Raw genomic sequence first — 18433 nt, 5'->3', positions numbered from 1 at the left:
GATAAAACATTATGAAAAACTTTTTTTACCTTCTATTAGGATTACAACTCCTGCTTACCGGATGTAACAGTTCTCAAAAACACGATATGGAAAAAGCATATTGTAATAGCAATCTGGATTCTATCAAGGTTGTATATTTTAAATATAGATTTTTTATTTACAGCAAACAGGCGGCAAAATGTTCTTGGCAAACAGTAATGAATATACCGAACGCCAAATGTCAGTACACCAGAAGCTTCGTAAAAGATACAATGATTAGGGATTGCGATCAATTAAAAGAAATAGAATCTGAACTGACAAAACTACATCCGCAAAAAGGTTTACCGGATTCATTGGATTATTTAGATGCCCGTATGGCAATTCTGGTCTATAAAAAAAACGGAATACGAGACTCTATTACGGTTAATGACCTTGCCTTAAATACTATTTATAAAAACCGTGTCATGCAAAATAAAAATAACAGACTCGTATATCTGATACGTAAATATACAGGATACTATTCTTGGTTTCCCAAAGATGAACTGCAACATGCGGCAGAACTTAAGGATACCACATTTAATCGGGACTCCATAGAAATCACCTTAGAAAACAATCCGCTGACGGAAGAGTTATGAAAACGAGGAAGAACTGAATTTCGGCCGGATTAATAATTTCTAATATCTATATTGTATTTGATTGATCAAACCAACTCAAAATAATATGAAAGCATTTATTCTTATCCTCTTTACATGTCTCGCTTTATCCGCAAAAGCGACGGACATCCCATTGGACAGCATCTACAATGCGGTATTCGCTTTCCAAAAAAAGACTGAACAATGCAATTATGAAGAGCGTATAGATTACCTCTTTGATCCTGTAACCCAAAAATATTTGAAACAATCCGATATTGGCATTTATCAGATATATTATTATGCAAGCCCAGAATATGTTAACTTCATCATCATTGAAAAAAAATCTTTTCAACTAATAAATATGCATGATCCCTTAGAAAAAAACGTGGAAATATTCTTTGATTATTTCAAAAGAAACAACATTCCGGACAAACTGATTTTAGAATATCTATCTTATTTAGCTTCAATCGCTAAAAGAAATGAGTATGTGGATAGATCTCATTCCTTCTATATAGGGCCAAAATGTACAAGGGAAATTGAAAGGGAACGCGAGCAGGTTTTCGATATATCCCAATGTAAAATTAAACGGTTCTCCCCCAAAAGCAACTTGTCCTATTTTATCTATTCCGCTTTCGGAATTACCAATCTCGGTATTATCGAAAAGAAAAAGGTCTCTTTATTGAATATGTATGGTGAATATTTTGATTGTCTTATCCCATTGATCAATTGCATGATAAAAAATAATACCAAACAAGACGAAATCTTCAAATACATAAGGCTATTAAACAAAACCTATTCGGAAAACCATGCGTATCTTGATTCGCTATTCAAAAGTCCGGTATCAGAATACGATACCATAGTGCTAAAAGTAAACGGACAAAAAGCTTATTGAAATCAATTAGAAGATAATCCATAAACGAATAACTTTTTATTTTAAACCCAACATTGACACCCCTAAATAAGAACGACATGAAACACATCACAACACTATTTATCGGATTTCTAATAAGTATCAATATCCATGCTCAGACAGAACCTCTATTTCCTGAAATGATGGGGGCTAAAACAATAGATTTCCCGACACCCAATGCAGCCTCGTTAGGGAAATACGGGCAAATACCTGTAAGTTACTATAACGGATTGGTCAACATATCTATACCTATATATACAATCAAGTTACAAGATATCGAAGTCCCGATCGTTTTACAATATCATTCCGGAGGGAATAAAACCGATGAACACCCCGGCTGGGTAGGTTTGGGCTGGAATTTACAAGCCGGAGGCAGTATAACCAGAATTGTAAAAGGGAAAAAAGATGAAGCATTACAACGAGATATTATTCTTTATTATAAAGATCTTTATCAAAGTAGCCAATATGGCTTCTTCTATAAAAACAGTTTATTAAACATAGACAATTGGACTGCAGAAAGTTCATTAGTTACTATTTTAAATGATGCCGCACATTTTCACTATGATACAGAACCGGACGAGTTTATATTTAACTTTTCCGGTATAGGAGGAAGTTTCTTTTTCACCAATGATCCCCAAACAGGAGCAACTGTTACTAAAGTGCAAAGCAAACAACCGATCGACTTAAAAATAGAATATGAATTATATCAAAGTGATATTCAATCATTTACAACTTTCAATAATGATTCTCTCGTAGAGGGTCCAACAGTCGATGTAACCAAACCTTTTATTCAGTTTACCATTACAACATCCAACGGCATAAAATATATTTTCGGAGCAACAGGTTACGGGAGTTATAACGACCCTACACAAGCATCTATCGCTTATACATCAGCTCTTGCAGGAAGCGGGTACACCACAACTCCAACCACATGGAACCTAACCTCCATCGAAAGTCCGCATGGAGAATATATTCACTTCTTCTATGACCGAAGCACCGATGCGCTAATCAACCAGAAATGCGGATATAGATATAAAGTTATTAACGATCCGAACGCCCATTATCCAGATCCGGAATATGATGACAATTTTATGGTTATACATCCTTCTTATTTAAAGAAAATCATAACATCCAACCATGATACCATAGATTTCTCAACTTCTACATCAAATGAACTCACATATCAATATAGTAATAAAGATAGAGATAATCTCAAAATATTTGCATCGAAATATGGAAATACAATCTTAGACGATATAGGACTAATCGAAAAAAGTGCTTTTCTAAAATTAGACAATATAATAGTAAAGAACAAAATGAATGTGAAGTTCAACTATATCGAGAATGAATCTGAAAGGTTAAAATTGGAGTCATTAGAAACCTCTTTCCCTCAAACAAAAGAAACAAAATATCGTTACCAATTCCAATATAATCAAACGAAATTACCCCCCTACAATGCAAAAAAATCGGACAAATGGGGATATTTCAACAATACATACTATGGAAATGGATATATGGCAAATATAGATGATTCTACCGCCATAGAACGGATAAGGCAACCTAATCCGGAAGTTATGGATGCTGAAATACTAACGCGAATTTATTATCCTACAGGAGGATATACAACTTTCGAATATGAACCACATGTTTATTCTCAAGTAATGAAAAAATTTCCTATCTTTAATTATATTATTGAAGATAGAGATACAATATACGATTTTCAAGCATGCGGTTTGCGAGCTCAAATCGGAATTTGTGGAGGACTCCGTATAAAAAAAATAACAGATACTCCTAATACGGATTCTGATGGAAATGATATAATACGAACTTTCTCTTATGAATTGGAAGATGGAACTTCAAGTGGAATTTTATCAATTGAACCAACTTTTTGGGCAAGAGGACTCACTAAAAATATATATGAATTCAAAGAGATAGGAAAAGGATGGTTTAATCAAAAAACACATGAAAGAGGCAGGTTGGAAATTCTACAAATTTCAGAAAATTTATTAAATCCTCTAAACAACTCAAGCGGAGCTCCGGTAACCTATTCCAGAGTAATCGAACATTTCTCTAACGGAAGTAAATCGATATATACTTATACTAACCATGAAAATTTCATGGACGAACCAGCCATAGCTAGAATTGAGAATATATTAGGACTAACATTGGATGAACCTTATACCTCTGATGAGTTAGAAAGAGGCCTATTAAAAAGTGTCACGCACTATACAAGTACAGGAAATATCGACTCAAAGATAGAATATCAATACAATAACGACACAACCCGATATGACAATTATATAAAATCCATAGTACAGAAAGTTTTACCAAGTCCTCGTGGTCTGAATTTCTGGAGGCTAAGTACTCAAAAAATATATACATTCTGTCCTTATGTAATAAAAGAAATCAAATCTAAAGGAGATGGCTCGAGTAACAACAATCTGATGGATATCGAAACAAGTTATAAATATGATGATAAAAACAGAGTCATCGAAACAAGTATGATAAACAGCAACGGCGATATACACAAAACTACTTATGAATATCCGGACGATATACAAGGTGATTATAGTCAACTGATAGAACATCATATATACCCGGTAATACGTACAACCAAATACGTAAATGACAATGTTATACAAATAATACAACATGAATATGACGGTATAAACTTAAGTAAAACCTATATAGGGAAAAATGCAAATAACCTGGAACCGAGAATCATATATTCTCACTATACTCCTTTAGGGAATCCGACATATATAGAAAAAGACGGCAAACCGGAAGCTATTTATATATGGGGATATAATTATCAATATCCGATTGCGGAAATAAAAAATGTGACATACGAAAGATTCAGTCATATTATATCATCCCAGACACTGGAACAAATCGGCTCTCGGAATATCCCCTCCGTCAGTCAATGGCAGGTAATCAACAACCTTCGGGACGACTTACCGGAAGCATTGATAACTACTTATTCCTATAAACCGGGGATCGGCATCATTTCTAAAATCGATCCGAGAGGTATAAAAACATCTTATATATACGATCCGTTCGGACGGTTAACCGATATAAAAGATCACAAAGGGAATTTGTTAGAACATTATGACTACCAATATGCCACAGAGAGTCAGAATTAATACGTGATCAAGTAGAAGTCGGACTAAAAAATGCGTATGCCCATTATATACAATGGGAGCATACGTATTTTTTAAAACGAGAAATGCATGGCAATGCGCACTCCCGAACGATCTATTCCGGGATGATTACGATAAGTCAAACGCCAGACATATTCGACCCGCAATATCGTAAATATGTTGTCGAGACCAGCTCCAAACTCCATATAAGGGGTCTTCTTATCCATCATACGGGTTGTCGACGGGAAAGCCCATAAAAAATCGGAATCGGGATGTAATGCCGGATTATTTTTATCGGATAAATGTCCGAACATGCCTTTAAAAGAAATCACTTCCCTAAGTTTCATATACTTAACCAACGGAATACGATTGAATAATATACCGTTAGCAAAATAGGTCAAATCCCATGACGCATACGAATCATTTATGAATTCCATCGGATTCATCAACGAATAAGAGCCTTGTTGGATTAAATAGGAAAGATTGGCATTCGGTATGATCAACATGGGATAAGGAACTTTGTTCCAAACTTTTCCGGCCTGAAGCATAACATTCAAATGACCGAAAGCTGAAAACCAAAATGCTTTTCTTACACTGAAATCGGTGCGATTATAATTATACTTGCTGTCAAAGACACCTTTCAATCCCACGACATGAGATAATGTAAATACCGGTGCATCTTTTGTAATCGGATAACGTTGACCTTTCGTCTGATAAAATTTTTCATTCGGAGCATAACGCAATTTTATTTCAGCTTCAGCTTCGGAATATCTTTTAAATTCATTTCCTGCTAACGGTTTGAACGGTACCCATTTCGTTGCCTCTTCTGTCTTATAGCGCAAATCCAAACCGTATGAAAATCCGAACTTATGTTCACGCAAATATCCTAACTCTGTATTCCGCAAATAGGTAGAGCGAACATCTTCCATACGTTTTAATGCCAGAAATACATTGTCTTTGTTGGTATATAAATAATGTTGCCCGAGCTGATTAATGTCATAGCTATGCATCAACCGGATAGAATGTACAGGGAATTCTCCCGGATGATATTTTTTCTTATTGAAAGAATACTGCAACTCGGCCTTATATTTGAATTTCTTATCCCGAGTTCCGTATGCAAGATAACCGTTACCGAACCAATGCGGATTCAAATTTGCCGTAGTCAGACCTCCTACTCTAAAACGCGCACCCTCTACAGAATTACCGCTGATCGTCGTATTCATCGGTCCGAAGTCGAATTTACTCTCCTTTGAGGTTTCGATATATCCCGAAATCAGAATAGATATAACCTTTTCCGTCCAATAAAACACCGGCACTTCCCGTAAACGGATCAGCAACTTATCGACTGCATTTTCTTTCGACTTCACTGCTACGTGCCGATTATCGATCCAAAAAGCTTCGGGCTTTACCTCCGCCATTTCATCAACAATCACACGCCCTTCCTTACTAAAGATAGACATATCGGCAGGAGGTGAAAAATTATGTTTTGTGTAAGTAGACAGACGTCGGGCATACAGTCCCTGCGTACCGGGCAATATTCTAAATTCTACAACAGCATCATCTTTTGTCTTGATACGAGTGCCATCCGGAAATCGTTTAAAATCCTGAGAAATAACAAGATTCTCCACATAATTCAAATTAATGGCTTTAGGAACTGTAAGCTTTGCTTTTTTAACAAAATAGGTAGAATCTAACGTAACATACAAATGTCCGACAAATCCCGTAGATTCGGAGTTAAAAGGAGCAAACGCCAAATCAACACACTTTTCACCTTCTATTTGTATGGTGTCCATCAAATAATAACGATAAAAAGCCGGTCCTATATTTGACAAAGGGCTGACAAAGCGTGTCAACAACATAGTTACATCATTGCCGAAAATATCAACCTCTTTAAACACCTCATCATAGAACTGTTGTAGGCTCTCCTGGTTGAACATCTCGTCTATACCCGCTCTTTTTATCCCTGTCACTTGTTGTTTATGACTGGCAGGACTCTTTCGATAGTGGTTTTCTGCTATTTTTTCTTTGATCGAAACCGTCAGTATCGGTTTTCCGGAGACCTCCGAGGTATCTACATAATCAAAAATAAACTGGAATTTCTTGAACAACCACTTCTTCTTTTGCTCCTCAGAAAAATCATTCAAGGCCAATGTCAGTTTATCATACTGTTCATAATTATAATAATCGTGGTTTTCCGGAGAATTTTGATCACGCCGTTCTATGATATTCTTGACAAAATCTACCGCCGGATTTCCTTTCCTTTTATAACGCTCTCTTTTAGGTCTTACTATCACTTCCTTTACATCATAGGTCGAAGGTACCAACTTGACTTCTAAAGTATGCGTTCCTCCACGTTTTACCGATATCTCTTTCCCTCGATAACCCAAAGAAGTAAAAATAATCTTAGAAAACGCAGAAGAAGTTTTTATAGAAAAACGCCCTTCATCATCTGTCGTTACCCCAACTTGAGGACCTTTCAAAAAAACCGACACGTAAGGCAGAGGTTCATTCGTAACCGAATCGGTAACAATCCCGGTTATTACAGTAGATTGAGCAACGGCTTTATAAGGGAACAAAAAACAGATACAAAAAAGGGAGATTATATATATTCTTTTACTCATGTCTCTCGATTACTATCCGAGGCGCAAATTTAGATAAAATATTAACGTTGAATATTGCATTAAAGATTTCACTCGCAATGTTTAACAAAGTTTAAATTCAAAAATCAAACGTTTAGAACATTTTGACTTACAAGCATTTTATCTTTACAAAAGATTTTATTTAATTGGAAATGGGAAAAGAAATTGAACGGAAATTCCTCGTAAATGGAGATAAATATCGTGAAAACAGTTCTAAAACTTACTACAAACAAGGTTATTTATCAGTCGATAAAGAGCGTACTGTCCGCATCCGCATTGCCGGGAATAGGGGCTTTATAACTATAAAAGGAAAAACTACAGGATGCTCGCGACAAGAATATGAATACGAGATACCGGTCACGGAAGCAGAGAAAATATTGGACAATTTATGTTTAAAACCGATTATCGAAAAATATAGATACAGATATATCGATGCAGATAATATAATCTGGGAAATCGATGAGTTTATGGGAGAAAATGCCGGATTGACAGTGGCCGAAATCGAACTCCCTACAGAAGATTCTCTTTTTACTAAACCTGATTGGATCGGGCAAGAAGTAACCGACGATGCCCGTTTTTATAATTCAAATCTTATCCGCAATCCTTTTAAACGATGGAAGAACAATAAATAAAACATTTCTCATCTTTAGAGCCTATCTGAATTTTTCAGGATAAAGCCCGAGAGAAATTTACAAGAATAGTTATTTCTCCTCTCAAAAAACTGAATTCTAAATCCTCTACAAAGAGGAACTGTATCGATACTGCCAGCAATATATAGACCGGAAGAAAATATAAAAAAGATATGATAATATTTTTTATCAGAAAATCCAGACAGGTTCTTAATAAATTCATCAAAGAATATTTGCGAATACAGAATTAATCACTACCTTTGCATCGCTTTTGAAGGACAAAGGCATTGGAGAGGTGGCAGAGTGGTCGATCGCGGCGGTCTTGAAAACCGTTGTACTCAAGGTACCGGGGGTTCGAATCCCTCCCTCTCCGCAAATCTTAAATAAACAATACCTAATACTTAATTGTATTAAAGAAAAGTCGAAACAGACAAATTATATTCACAAACAAATTTAATTCTCCGAAAAAGCACTTCCTAAATACCGATAAGATCGTATTTTACGGAGGACATCAATCTAAATCAGGCTACTATTTCAGATATATTTATAGAACTTATAAAATATATTGACGAATGCCCTTATTTAGACTTTCAACAAAAAAATCTTATGCGAAAATGTATCGAGCACAACTCACAACTTATGAACAGGCTCTATTTTTCTTTAATTCGATGTCAAGTCTGGGAAAACCTTGGAGAGAAAAAAAAGAAAACAAAAAATACTTAATTGAGAAATATGAACTAATAAAAAACATACCTCCTCGTTTTTTAGGAGAAATAGACGTCAAAGACTTTTATTCTGAAATGGAATATAAGTTCTAATATTTTTCTATCATAAACCATATAATATGAGTAACAGACAGTATAATAATATTGAAGACACGATAAGAAATTGGTTGGCTCAAAACCTCTCATTCATTGCTCCGGAATTATCATTGATACGAACGGAATTTCCTTTGCCCGATCACATCGGTAGCAAAGGCTTCATTGATATTCTAGCCAAAGACGTATTCAACAATTTTGTTATCATCGAAGTTAAAAGGGCTAATAACTCGGCGAGAGATACTATAACAGAAATTCTTAAATACCATGCACTTATAAAACAAAAATATAAAGCTAAAGATGGGGAAATTCGCATTATAATTATTTCTACTCACTGGTCTGAAATAATAAGGGCTTTTTCTGAACTTGTCAATAACACGACCTATGCAATTAAAGGATATAAAATCGAAATCGATCCGGTCTCATTTATCCCTTATTCCATAGAAGAACAACAAGCTTTATCTCCTAACATTTTTGACAGACACTTTCCAAGAACATATTCGCTCAATCTCTTTTATACTAAAGAAAAAAGGGAATTGTTTAGACAAACATTCGAATCATTGTGCGCTCAGGCCCATATTTCCGATTATGTAATGATATATATGGATTCTACTCATAAAATCATATATCCGTATGCATCTGTCTTTACCTGGCAAAAAATGAGCGATACAGAACTAATTAAAAAAATAGGACTTATAACCGGTAATATTTTTGAAAACGAAACCGATTCATATGAAACGAAGGAGGAATATACCCAGCACTTAGAAGAAGAATTGATTATCGCTTTGTGTAAAAAAGCAAATTATGATGCCAGTGAAGCCGGATATCCTGAAAAATTCGACGCCGAACTAAGTGCTGGAAACTGGATGATACCCACTATTTATAAATATGGTATATTTGCAGATGACCCTAGATATAACAATGAAATGCTTATATCCGAGATCAAAGGATTGGACGGCAACAGTTATGAGCGCTACTCTTTTATAGGAGAATCTTCTCAAGAAAAACGAATTACTGAAGCATTGGAGAAAAGTATCAATTGTCTGTCCAATACAGAAGCTTGGTATCAATTAATATCGTTCAGACTAAAGCAGATATTAATCAAAAAAGAAAAGGTCAGGATAGGCTTATATATCTATAATCCACAATCGACTCTTCGCGCTTTAGCTTTTGCCGCAACATTGAATTATGAAGATTACGCACCTTTCTATCAATTGATAATCGTATATACCGATCAACCGACTATTGAAATTTATAATGGAGATATTGCTTGGAACGGGAAAAAAAACAACTATTCCATTCTTAACAGAAAAAGTTCTCCTTTCGACACTCTTATGAAAATGCAATTAGGTTTACTCGATGATGAACTGATCTTAACATTATCCAACTTATATTTTTCCTCAAAAAAGATCGTCATACAAGACGGTAACTCAATTTTCAATAGTTATATAAAATATGACGAGGATACCGATTCTTTAGTCATAGACAAAAGAGATAAAAGATCAATATCCGATTATTATAAACAAAAGCCAAACATAATAGAGGAGTTAATCTCGATTTACCGAACCTACTCAAATTATATATAGAGCTCTTAAAGGCCATCTAAATCTGATCCGGGTAAAATATCCTCATAAATAGCCGGTTCTCCTTTCAAGAGGAGAACCGTACCGACACCGTTAACAACGTTATAGCCCGGAAGAAAACGTAAAGACGAGCTGATAATATTTTAGACGAACTCTTAACGCCTTTTTCTCCAATCGAATGGAGTATCAGGATCTTCGATACGAACTATTCGAACACCGGAAACAGAAAACCCGTAAGTATCTTTCGCCTCGATACGTATCGGATATATACCCGGCATAAGGTTCTCCGGCAATCTAAAATGCCATAAATGTGTAGATGCACTTTTCCGTAAAGGACTCCTACGGCTTATTTTTGTAGGATATATTTTATCTTTATACCACTGATTTTGTCTGGTAACCGTAGGTGCTGTTACTTCAACTTTTTCCATACGAACAGGTAGAGTATTGCCTATTTGTATACTAACCTCCGTACTATCCGACCCTCCATATATATTAGCAAAAATCTCTCCTCGTGCAAACTCTCGAAAATCTTTCACATGCCGATCTATTGTATCGCAACCTTGCACCCATATATCCATTTGCCTTTCAGAATCCAAACCGACTCCTTTAAAATGTATCTGATAATCATCAGGAGAAAATTCTATCGTAAAATAGTTACGAGGAGCACCGCACTGCATTAAAGCCGACGGAACTCCGAGCCAGTCTTTCTCTCCGACCCACCAATGTCCGCAAGTAGCACCGGCAACCAGTTCCTGCATTACAGCATTTCCTATCGGTATAAAATGCCGGCTGACTCTATGAGTATGTCCCGACAAAGCAAATAACTTATTTCTCCCATTTAACAAAGTTTTCAGATCTTCGATATTCTCGGTATGCACCAAAGGTATATGTTGACAAAAGACGACAAAACGATCTTTCGGTACATAAGACAAATCATTTTTTATAAAGGTCATCTGCCGATCGGAAATACGTGCCTTATACCCTCTTTTACTATCCGGAGCTACATTATTTAAAATAATAAAATGGACATTTCCATAATTAAATGCATAAGCTGAAGCCCCGAAATAACAATTAAAAAGAGAGTCTTGTAATGTATGTCCGTTCGTAATCCGATCATGATTTCCGGGAAGTACCCAAGATGGTATTTCCGTACAACGAATCATCTCACGTACATCTTCGAAAAGTTCAAGACGGTTATTTACCAAATCTCCCAACCATACAGCCAACTGAATATCCTTTCTCCCGGCAAGTTCAGGTATAATAGTTTGATTAGCATAATCAAGTTCTTGAGGATTTCCCATTTGTATATCTCCGATAGCGCCCAATGTAAAATGTTCCGGCTGTTTTTCTTTCTTCAGAGCAAAATCCACTTTATCTTTCGATTGCCTTGTTTTAAAAAGGAAATCGGAACTTCTGATTATATCTCCGGACGAAGAAGTGTATCCTGAAGGGATGATAGGGAAAAGGCTTTCTCCGTCCGCTACCGATATAGAAAAGTTTCCATCTTTATCCGTAAGAACCACATCTCTTCCATTCGATACCGGAACAGCCTTTATTCCGTGTTCCGATCGGTCTTGAATACCATTACCATTTTTATCTAAAAAAACTTTTCCCGATATAATATTCTGTGCGGTCAAGGGCACAAAACAGGCTAAATATACAAGAAATAGGAAATATTTAATGCTTTTCATTCTTTATCGTCTTTAGGTAATAGAACTGCTTTTACAACCGGAGTTTTCAAAAAACATTTGCGAATATGATCTGCGACATCTTCACTTGTTATATTCTTCACTCGAGCTTCATAATCCGTTATATGTTTCCAATCAGGAATATTATTATACAATGTATTACGTATCTGCGTAGTCCAAAAAGAACTTCTTTGCTTTGTTATTTTCCAATCTTTTATAAGATTCGTCTTAACATCTTCCAATTCACCAGAAAAAGAGTCCGGATCATCACACATATTTCCGATAACGAGAAAAGTGCTATCGACCAATGCCTGCACATTATCTGGCAAACAACTGAAGCTTATCGTTTCACGGCATAAGGCCGAAGGATGCTGAGTAGCTCCGACCGATACCCCAACACTGTAAACCATTCCCATTTTTTCTCTTAAGACTGCCAACAATTTCATACGCAGAATTCCTTTTGTTACATCATTCTTTAAATTCAGATCCATAATATTCCCGTCAATACTATCTTGCTGAAATATCAAAGAAACAACAGCCTTGGGTGAATCTCCGGCTTTGCGGCTAAAAACAACCGGTTCAACAGGTATTTTACCACCTTTATGCACATATTCCGTACAAGACTTTCCTCCGGGCAATCCTCCGAGATAAGTTTCGATAAAAGGTTCTATATCCTGCAACGGCTGATCGGAAGTTATGATAAAAGTATATCCTTCTGCCGCACCGAAACAATGATTATAAGCCGGCAACAACCATTCGGCTTTTACTTCATTCTCGATAATAGTATCCGATATTTCCCGATCGGTATAATCAGGAGTCCGCAAAATGTTTCTCAGCTCCGTATTAAATAAATCTGCATCGGTTTTACGTATCGTTCGGTATTTTTCGATGCTCTTATCCATCACCTGCCGTAATAAATCCATATCGACTTTAGGTTGAGTCCACCTCAAAAAAAGTAATTGGAACATCGTTTCCATTTGATCTATCTTAGAGGTCGCTATAACACCCGAACGGTGTTTCTCCACCAAGAAACGACAAGAAACATCTTTACCTGACAAGAAATAACTAAGGGCATCCCTCGAAAATTCACCCGCTCCACTCAATGGAATTACAGATCCTGAAAAAATACCCGAAACATAACGTGTCGAGTCTAATGCATAAAGGCCGCCTTTACGAAAACCGCTAACCACGATCCGGTCTTTATCTAAAGAATTATTCTTAAAAATCACTTTTACACCATTAGACAGGATCAACTCCTGAGCATCGATCTCGTCAATACTTCTACGTCCCACGATTTTCCCACCTTCCGGTTTTTCCGGTAATAATTGATCAGGCACTTCAAATTGCAGGACATAAGGAGCAAGGGTTTCTTTTTTCACTTGTTCAAAGATCGAAAGGAGTTTTCGGTCATCCGGAAATTCATCTTTATTCTTTTCGGATGAAGTAATCAGATAGTGCGGCAATGCCGACCGTTCTAATTTTTGTAACTGTTTTACCAACATCGAAGAGTCTATTTGTGCTATGAATTTTCTTGCCATACGATACTCTTCGGCCGGGGTAAATATTTGATGACCGATATAAAAATTTTGATACATTTCCTCGATAAAAGAAGAAGACTGTTCCGGATTTTTAGACTCTGCCCTACGACGCAATGTATTTAAAAGCCGTTTTTTTTCTTTATCTATTTCTTTCTTGGAAAAACCATAACGAACCATACGCTCGGTTTCTCTGGCAAATTCTGTAATACCGGCTTCTATTTTTCCCGGAATCAATTCAACGGAAGCAAATAGTCCTCCTTTAATATTCAGAAAAGAAGAATGGGACAAACTCGCCCCATTAAACGGGACATCATCAAAAGTAAGAGCATTATAACGAGCTTTTGTCAATCTGTTGAGCATGGCCCGCTGTAAATAATTTTTATAATCTTTTTCGGTTTGCACCGGATCAGGCATCGGCAAAAGGCGAATAATATTCAACTCCTCTTTTTTTAACGAAGGGTGAGCAACTCTCTTAACCGATACGCTATCATAATCATCAATAGCATAACTCGGTATCTCTTTTACAGATCCATTTTTTAAAGAACCGAATTTTTCAACAATCAAGTTTTTTACATACTCCGAGTCTACATCTCCGGCAACAGCAACAGCCATAAGTCGAGGTGCATACCAATCTCGATAATAATTTTTAATTTCTTCATGTTTAAAATGCCGGATAACTGCTGTATCTCCAATTGTTTTTCGCTTCGAATAACGCGAACCGTTCAATATTTCCATCAAAAATGCCTCACCGATTTCACTTTCAGGTCCGGTTCTGGAAAGCCATTCAGACAAAATTACCCCTCTCTCCTTCTCTATTTCCAAGCTATCAAGCAGCAAATGTCCCGCCCAATCGGCTAAAATCGTAATAGTACTATCGACCATCTGTCGGTCTGAAGAAGGAAGCTGTAATTTATAGACAGTTTCATTCATCGAAGTATGGGCATTCAAATCTTTTCCGAACTTCGCACCATGAGATTCTAAAAAACGAATCATGGAATTTCCTGGAAAATGTGTTGTCCCATTAAAAGCCATGTGTTCAAGAAAATGCGCTAACCCTTTCTGATCCTCCGTCTCGAATACCGATCCCGACTTTATAAAAAGTCGATATATAGCCTCTCCTTTCGGATAATCATTAGGATAAATATAATATGTCAACCCGTTAGATAATTTTCCCTTGATAAGATTCGGATTTTGCGGTATTTTTTTCGCACTGACCGAAAACAGTGTACCACTGATCAAAAAGAATAGCAGAAGTATTTTTTTTATTAAATCAATCATATAAGAATAGCAATATACGAGATGTTTTCCAAAGTTATTTCAATATTAGTTGCAACATTATTCTAAACGGAAAGAAAAGCAGGAGCATAGATGTAGCTATGCTCCTGTTTCACTTATTAATATTTATCGACAATTAATCAGCATCAACATCAACATAAGTATAAAGTTCTATCACATTGCCTTCTTCCATAAGCACACCGATAAAACCATCGTTATTACTGTTGAAATCGACAAACGCACGTTCTGAAGAAGCTGTATTCAAGGCAAACGCATCGCTCCACTGTTTGGTCGTATTATCAAGATTGATAACGAACGAGTTCTTAAGTCCTTTATAATCACGATAAACTACAAACGGTGTATTCTGAGCATCGACAGCGACTTTGTAAAAATTGTGCGATTCAAAAACATTATTTATCGCACCGCCTACTATGGCCAATTGTCCCGATTCCAGATTATATTTAAACAATCTTGGATTTCCGTCTTCCGTATCCGCATTATCTACAGTGCAAAGGAATACATTACCATTACCATCAATATCTATAGACAAATCTTTAATACCGTTCGAAGTCGCACCTTCTTTAAGGAATCCTCCTTCAACTACCGGAGCGATCGTACCATTCGTAAATTTGTACAAAGAATAGCCGGCACCGTTATTCGACATTGCAATATAAACACTATTTCCATAAGTTGTGGCTACAGGAACAAAAGCAGCATAAGTCGTGCCACTCACTCCCGGACGTCCGGTAAATACTTGTGCCGTTACCCAACTTGACCCGTTGAAATAAGACAATTCGGGAGCACGACGAGCAATAGCGGCTGAAGCATTATTGGATATGGTAACGACAACCGGATTTTTTGTCTGAGGATCGATAGCTAATGTCGTTCCAGAAGAAGCGTTGGCCTTAATAGAAAATCCCGGATTTCCAACGACACTCCAATTGCCACCCGTATATTTCATAACGGTCGCGGCAGTTCCGTTATCTTTATCTATATATAATACATAAGGAATACCATCGGGATCAAAAGCAATATCTATACCACCTGAAACTGCCGTTGAGAAATTTTCTGTACCCACATTTTCGAAAGCAGAACCATTCCATTTGGCAACACATAACTTATCAGAGCCATTATCATCTACCGTATAAGCAATATAAGGCATATTATCTTTCGGATTCACTTTCATTGCAAAATCTCCGGCAAGTTCTGATGTAGGGTTAAAATCGGTTATCTTTTTCCATATTTTAGGAGATTGGAACACAATAGTAATTACATAACTTTTCGAAGTATTCGATTTGGTATCCGTTACAATAATATCAACCGGATAAGTATAATCATTAGCAGTCACTCCGCTTTCTTGCAACACGCCGTTTATCTTCACCTCATTCCCATCTTCTGTCGTAAATCGGGCAACCAAAGCTGAAATATCCGTATTAGCAGGTACAGCTATTCTCATATCCCCTGTGATTTCAGGAACGATATAATCTTCAGCCAAAGCAGAATTATCTTCGGCATAAAACCCGAAAGACTTTAAACCGACAACAGCGGTAACATCCCCGTCATTGTCATCATCAGAGCAGGCAACAAATAATGCACTGCACATACTCAATAAGAGCAAATTAAAAAATAACTTCTTCATACTCAATTTTTTATAGAGGAAAACCCTCTCATTAAACAATTTAAAATGGTATTTGCTTGGTAATCGTATATTCACTATTCAAGTGATCCGGTCCCGGAAATCCGATAGTAAAATTCTTACTGTTACTCTTCAATACAATCTTAACCGTATTATTTTTCCCTGCTTCAATCATGTGATTCAACCACTCTATACGAATAGGCCTTTCATATACACCGCTGGGAAACACGATAGAAGAACCGGGAGATACTTGTCTAAAATCAACACCTTCCTGTAAACCGTCTCCTACGACAAGTTCATAATCAACCGTGACATCTTCTGCAATTTTTTTCGTACTCATATACACATAATAAGTAGCGACAAAAGTACCGTCACAATCTATAACAGCAGATGATCCTCCCTGTGCATCAGCAATATAAATAAAAGGATGATCGAACGGTTCTTCATCTTTAGAACAAGAAGAAAGTACAATAGCTACAGCCAGGAGAAATAATATTTTTACAAATTTCATATCTATAACTACTAAATTTTATCAATCAATAATTAACTCCCGGATTAAGCTGTATCTCGGGATTGGCCTCAATCTCATCCATAGGTATAGGTAACACAAACCAATCATTAGGATAAGTTTTTATTTTTACGATAGAATTCGTACTTGATTCACGCACCATATTTTGTTTTTTCCGAGTAATATCAAACAATCTATGCCCCTCAAAACAAAGCTCTTTAATACGTTCTTTCTCAACTAATTTCAGTAAATCTTCAACACTGCTATAAACTAAATTAATTTCCGAAGGCTGTTTTCCTAAAGCCCTTGCCTGCAATGCTTTGATGTCATTTGCCGCAGTTGTTTCTCCTCCGGGAAGATAACAATTGGCCTCCGCTCTAATCAAATACATCTCCGACACCCTCGAAACGAACGGATCATAATGCTTGTCATCCTCAACCACATCTTTAGCTACATAAAATTTACGGCATGCTTTAGTTTTAACTTCATCTTTTGTAGCATAAAGCAATTCGAGACGAATATCGTCAGGTTGGTCAAAAAAGGTATATAATGTATCTGCCGGACGAGCGATAGGAGACACAGGATCATAAAATTTCCACAGATCTTTTGAAGCCCGAAAACCGTTTAACCGGAATATAGCCTCACTCCCAGTTTCTATATTAACATACATATTGACATAATTTTCATACGAGGTTAAAGGAACTTTAGCAATAACCGTTGTCGCATAGTCACTTGCTTTTTGCCACTGCTCCATATAAAGATATACTCTGGCAAGCAAAGCTTCACATGCTGTTGCAGAAGCATGATAACAATCCATTGTCGTAGATCCGAAAATTCCTATAGCCTCTTCCAAATCCGGGATAATACGTTTATTATAAACATCATATACCGAAGCCCGCAACACGGGGTCATTCGCACTGGGCAAAATAGAGAGATTGGGGACTCCCCAATGTGAGGCATCAGGCGTATAAGTATAATGTTGGCCATAACAGCAGCAAAGGTTTAGATGAACTAATGCCCGGATATAGAGAGCCTGAGCCCGAATAAGTTCTATCTCTGCCGCATTTCCCGGATATTTTTCTTTCAAATCGGGAGCATATTGCAATATATTATTTACATTCCCTATTATCTCCAATCCATCTCTCCAGATATACCCCACAGCGCCGGTTTCCTGAGCCGGATCGGAAGTATAATTATACTGATCGGCAATACTTACTCCTTCTGAATTAGATAAATACAACATATCTGCTGCAACCTCAGGATATTCAGAAAATTCTCCGTCATAGAAATTATACAACAAACGATAAGAGCCCGCCAATCCGGACCGTAATCCGTCAACATCCGAAAAAAAGGTTTCTATATCGCTTTTACCGAATTTTTCTACTTCCAGGAAACTGCATCCCTGAAAACCGGCAAGAGCAATCCAAAACAAAATTTTATATATTCTTCTCATCATAT

General features: G+C 36.6%; 12 protein-coding genes and 1 tRNA gene. 7 read left to right on the top strand and 6 right to left on the bottom strand.

Annotated elements, in window-relative coordinates; all coding sequences use genetic code 11:
• The first annotated feature begins 11 nt into the window (after nucleotides 1-11).
• The 3 genes from QUE35_RS00440 (at nucleotide 12) to QUE35_RS00430 (ending at nucleotide 4664) form a co-directional block, all read left to right on the top strand.
• A complete protein-coding gene (locus tag QUE35_RS00440) occupies nucleotides 12-614 on the top strand; it encodes a hypothetical protein (RefSeq protein ID WP_147404849.1) in 603 nt (200 codons plus the stop codon).
• Nucleotides 615-699: 85 nt separating this feature from the next.
• A complete protein-coding gene (locus QUE35_RS00435; RefSeq protein ID WP_022602210.1) occupies nucleotides 700-1503 on the top strand; it encodes a hypothetical protein in 804 nt (267 codons plus the stop codon).
• Between the two features lie 77 nt (nucleotides 1504-1580).
• Entirely contained in the window at nucleotides 1581-4664 is a 3084-nt protein-coding gene (locus QUE35_RS00430; RefSeq protein WP_022602208.1) for an RHS repeat protein, read from the top strand.
• 71 nt (nucleotides 4665-4735) lie between these two features.
• On the opposite strand, the gene QUE35_RS00425 is transcribed toward QUE35_RS00430, so the two are convergent.
• Nucleotides 4736-7282 (bottom strand): DUF5686 and carboxypeptidase-like regulatory domain-containing protein, encoded by a 2547-nt coding sequence (locus QUE35_RS00425; protein ID WP_022602206.1) that lies wholly within the window; start codon nucleotides 7280-7282, stop codon nucleotides 4736-4738.
• A 170-nt stretch (nucleotides 7283-7452) separates the two neighbouring features.
• Between QUE35_RS00425 and QUE35_RS00420 the strand changes: the two genes are divergently transcribed.
• From QUE35_RS00420 to QUE35_RS00405, 4 genes are all read left to right on the top strand, one after another.
• Nucleotides 7453-7932 carry a CYTH domain-containing protein gene (locus QUE35_RS00420; protein ID WP_022602204.1) on the top strand — a complete coding sequence of 160 codons (480 nt, stop codon included), beginning with the start codon at nucleotides 7453-7455 and terminating at the stop codon, nucleotides 7930-7932.
• A gap of 286 nt (nucleotides 7933-8218) precedes the next feature.
• Nucleotides 8219-8302, top strand: a tRNA-Ser gene (locus tag QUE35_RS00415).
• Between the two features lie 199 nt (nucleotides 8303-8501).
• Nucleotides 8502-8747: a putative phage abortive infection protein gene (locus QUE35_RS00410; RefSeq protein WP_022389924.1), complete on the top strand. Its 246-nt coding sequence runs from the start codon at nucleotides 8502-8504 to the stop codon at nucleotides 8745-8747.
• Between the two features lie 26 nt (nucleotides 8748-8773).
• Complete coding sequence (locus QUE35_RS00405; RefSeq protein ID WP_022602202.1) at nucleotides 8774-10333, top strand: PDDEXK family nuclease; 1560 nt, start codon at nucleotides 8774-8776, stop codon at nucleotides 10331-10333.
• A 152-nt stretch (nucleotides 10334-10485) separates the two neighbouring features.
• Here the strand turns inward: QUE35_RS00405 and QUE35_RS00400 are convergent, their stop codons facing one another.
• The 5 genes from QUE35_RS00400 to QUE35_RS00380 form a co-directional block, all read right to left on the bottom strand.
• Nucleotides 10486-12021 carry a calcineurin-like phosphoesterase C-terminal domain-containing protein gene (locus tag QUE35_RS00400; protein WP_022602200.1) on the bottom strand — a complete coding sequence of 512 codons (1536 nt, stop codon included), beginning with the start codon at nucleotides 12019-12021 and terminating at the stop codon, nucleotides 10486-10488.
• Complete coding sequence (locus QUE35_RS00395; RefSeq protein WP_122329693.1) at nucleotides 12018-14834, bottom strand: M16 family metallopeptidase; 2817 nt, start codon at nucleotides 14832-14834, stop codon at nucleotides 12018-12020. Before QUE35_RS00395 ends, QUE35_RS00400 begins: the two co-directional genes overlap by 4 nt.
• 133 nt (nucleotides 14835-14967) lie before the next feature.
• Nucleotides 14968-16470, bottom strand: coding sequence for an SGBP N-terminal domain-containing protein (locus QUE35_RS00390; RefSeq protein ID WP_147404848.1), 1503 nt, complete (start codon nucleotides 16468-16470; stop codon nucleotides 14968-14970).
• 40 nt (nucleotides 16471-16510) lie between these two features.
• Nucleotides 16511-16978 (bottom strand): hypothetical protein, encoded by a 468-nt coding sequence (locus QUE35_RS00385; RefSeq protein ID WP_022602609.1) that lies wholly within the window; start codon nucleotides 16976-16978, stop codon nucleotides 16511-16513.
• Between the two features lie 25 nt (nucleotides 16979-17003).
• Nucleotides 17004-18431 carry a RagB/SusD family nutrient uptake outer membrane protein gene (locus QUE35_RS00380; protein ID WP_022602607.1) on the bottom strand — a complete coding sequence of 476 codons (1428 nt, stop codon included), beginning with the start codon at nucleotides 18429-18431 and terminating at the stop codon, nucleotides 17004-17006.
• Between the last annotated feature and the right edge of the window lie 2 nt (nucleotides 18432-18433).

Source organism: Coprobacter fastidiosus, assembly GCF_030296935.1.
In the GTDB taxonomy this organism is placed as follows: Bacteria; Bacteroidota; Bacteroidia; order Bacteroidales; family Coprobacteraceae; genus Coprobacter; species Coprobacter fastidiosus.
The sequence above is the reverse complement of the archived record's forward strand: the minus strand, read 5'-3'. Positions and strand labels throughout refer to the sequence as shown.

What these genes read in the sequence shown, in the direction of transcription:
- QUE35_RS00395 (WP_122329693.1), bottom strand. Translation starts at nt 14,834, where the DNA reads ATGATTGATTTAATAAAAAAAATACTTCTGCTATTCTTTTTGATCAGT.
- QUE35_RS00410 (WP_022389924.1), top strand. Translation starts at nt 8,502, where the DNA reads ATGCCCTTATTTAGACTTTCAACAAAAAAATCTTATGCGAAAATGTAT.
- QUE35_RS00385 (WP_022602609.1), bottom strand. Translation starts at nt 16,978, where the DNA reads ATGAAATTTGTAAAAATATTATTTCTCCTGGCTGTAGCTATTGTACTT.
- QUE35_RS00425 (WP_022602206.1), bottom strand. Translation starts at nt 7,282, where the DNA reads ATGAGTAAAAGAATATATATAATCTCCCTTTTTTGTATCTGTTTTTTG.
- QUE35_RS00390 (WP_147404848.1), bottom strand. Translation starts at nt 16,470, where the DNA reads ATGAAGAAGTTATTTTTTAATTTGCTCTTATTGAGTATGTGCAGTGCA.
- QUE35_RS00420 (WP_022602204.1), top strand. Translation starts at nt 7,453, where the DNA reads ATGGGAAAAGAAATTGAACGGAAATTCCTCGTAAATGGAGATAAATAT.
- QUE35_RS00435 (WP_022602210.1), top strand. Translation starts at nt 700, where the DNA reads ATGAAAGCATTTATTCTTATCCTCTTTACATGTCTCGCTTTATCCGCA.
- QUE35_RS00440 (WP_147404849.1), top strand. Translation starts at nt 12, where the DNA reads ATGAAAAACTTTTTTTACCTTCTATTAGGATTACAACTCCTGCTTACC.
- QUE35_RS00430 (WP_022602208.1), top strand. Translation starts at nt 1,581, where the DNA reads ATGAAACACATCACAACACTATTTATCGGATTTCTAATAAGTATCAAT.
- QUE35_RS00405 (WP_022602202.1), top strand. Translation starts at nt 8,774, where the DNA reads ATGAGTAACAGACAGTATAATAATATTGAAGACACGATAAGAAATTGG.
- QUE35_RS00380 (WP_022602607.1), bottom strand. Translation starts at nt 18,431, where the DNA reads ATGATGAGAAGAATATATAAAATTTTGTTTTGGATTGCTCTTGCCGGT.
- QUE35_RS00400 (WP_022602200.1), bottom strand. Translation starts at nt 12,021, where the DNA reads ATGAAAAGCATTAAATATTTCCTATTTCTTGTATATTTAGCCTGTTTT.